This window comes from Photobacterium angustum, assembly GCF_003026365.1.
In the GTDB taxonomy this organism is placed as follows: domain Bacteria; phylum Pseudomonadota; class Gammaproteobacteria; order Enterobacterales; family Vibrionaceae; genus Photobacterium; species Photobacterium angustum.
The window spans coordinates 1-2,039 of record NZ_PYOM01000042.1; the positions used below are offsets into that span (position 1 = coordinate 1).

Annotated in this window: 2 protein-coding genes; both read right to left on the minus strand. The window is 37.8% G+C overall.

What is annotated here, in order from left to right; translation table 11 throughout:
* The coding region (locus CTN01_RS22480; RefSeq protein ID WP_107342223.1) for a tetratricopeptide repeat protein at positions 1-874 on the minus strand (874 nt) is incomplete at its 3' end.
* Positions 875-1,140: 266 nt separating this feature from the next.
* A partial coding sequence (locus tag CTN01_RS22485) for a tetratricopeptide repeat protein (RefSeq protein WP_211317093.1) occupies positions 1,141-2,039 on the minus strand: 899 nt, incomplete at its 5' end.

A 2,039-nucleotide genomic window follows, 5' to 3' on the forward strand; every position in this document is an offset into this window, starting at 1 on the left:
ATTGTTCTTTATAAATATCATAAAGGTCATGTTTTTTATCTGTGCCCATTGAATCAAGATATATTTTTGAGTAAGCAGCACCAAGCACTTCGTCTTTTTCAGGGTAAGTGATTTGTGGTAATGAATGTAGGTACTGTTCAGCAAGAAATATTATAGAACCAGCATCTCCAGTATTTGCCATCTTTATCCAAATATCTAACGCTTCTTTTTTATTGCCCTCATCATAAATTATAGAAGCATAACCTTCCATCCCCCTAAAGTTAAACTGTTCAGCAGAGGCCTTGTAAAGACGTTTTACTTCTTTTTCTCGATTGCCAGGTATGAAAAACCAGCCTTTACCAACTTCATAACGTCTACCCAGTTCATATTGTGCATTTGCATCACCATGCTCAGCTGCTTTCTCCTTCCATTCCATATCTTCTGAGCCGGAATACAGAAGTGATAATCTATACATGGCTTTTGCATTACCTTTCTCTGCTCTTATTTTTAATGTATTTATTTGCTCAGCCCTGTACGATTCTCGATCGCCGAACACATTGCTGGGAAATGAAAGAGCAAATTTAGCATCATCACTTCCAAGTTTAGCGGCTTTAACTGCATATTCATGTTGTTTAGGGCTTTGAACCATAATGTTTGTTTTGAAACTTCTGGAATAAGCTAAAGCAGCTTTTGCATTCCCCTTATCTGCCGCGTATTTCAAATAAGGTTGCCCTTGTTTTATTTTATATTGGTCGACGAGTAAATCGCCTAATTGATAGGCATCTTCAACAGACATGGAGCTTGGCGCAGGGTATGTTGTTTGTGCCTGTGTTTGTGAGGCACACAACAGGCATAAACATAACAGCCACCGGTAACCTATTTTTACTTGTTGCATTATTTATTGATCCTTATTACTGCCTACCTACAAAGCTGTTATGGGGCCTTTACTGTTACAAAGCTTAAATGTATAAGCTATTGATAAGTTGCAATAGTAAAGGATACACCTAATCATTACTGGGCAATAATTGGCCTAAAATCTTAAATTTTCTGGATAAATCGTAGATACATATTCAAGTTACCGTTTACATATTTTTTTCACCGATAAAAAACGCTCCCATTAGAGGGAGCGCTTAAGGCAATGAATGTAAGGGCTATACAAGATTAGCGAAGTACTCTCACCGTATGTTTACTTAAGAACTCTTTAGCAAAGTCGTTGACTTGTTTTTTCTGGGCATCAGATAAATGACTCATTGTTTCAAGGTATTGTTCTTTATAAATATCATAAAGGTCATGCTCTTTGTCTGTACCCATTGAATCAAGATATATTTTTGAGTAAGCAGCTCCAAGCACTTCGTCTTTTTCAGGGTAAGTGATTTGTGGTAATGAATGTAGGTACCGTGCAGCAAGAAATATTATAGAACCAGCATCTCCAGTATTTGCCATCTTTATCCAAATATCTAACGCTTTTTTATTTTGGCCTTCTTTGTGAATTATAGAAGCATAACCTTCCATCCCCCTAAAGTTACCCTGTTCAGCAGAGGCCTTGTAAAGTCGTTTTACTTCTTTTTCTCGATTGCCAGGTATGAAAAACCAGCCTTTACCAACTTCATAACGTCTACCCAGTTCATATTGTGCATTTGCATCACCATGCTCAGCTGCTTTCTCCTTCCATTCCATGTCTTCTGAGCCGGAATACAGAAGTGATAATCTATACATGGCTTTTGCATCACCTTTCTCTGCTCTTGTTTTTAATGTATTTATTTGCTCAGCCCTGTACGATTCTTGATCGCCGAACACATTGCTGGGAAATGAAAGAGCAAATTTAGCATCATCACTTCCAAGTTTAGCTGCTTTAACTGCATATTCATGTTGTTTAGGACTTTGAACCATAATGTTTGTTTGGAAACTTCTGGAATAAGCTAAAGCAGCTTTGGCATTCCCCTTATCTGCCGCGTATTTCAAATAAGGTTGCCCTTGTTTTATTTTATATTGGTCGACGAGTAAATCGCCTAATTGATAGGCATCTTCAACAGACATGGAGCTTGGCGCAGGGTATGTTG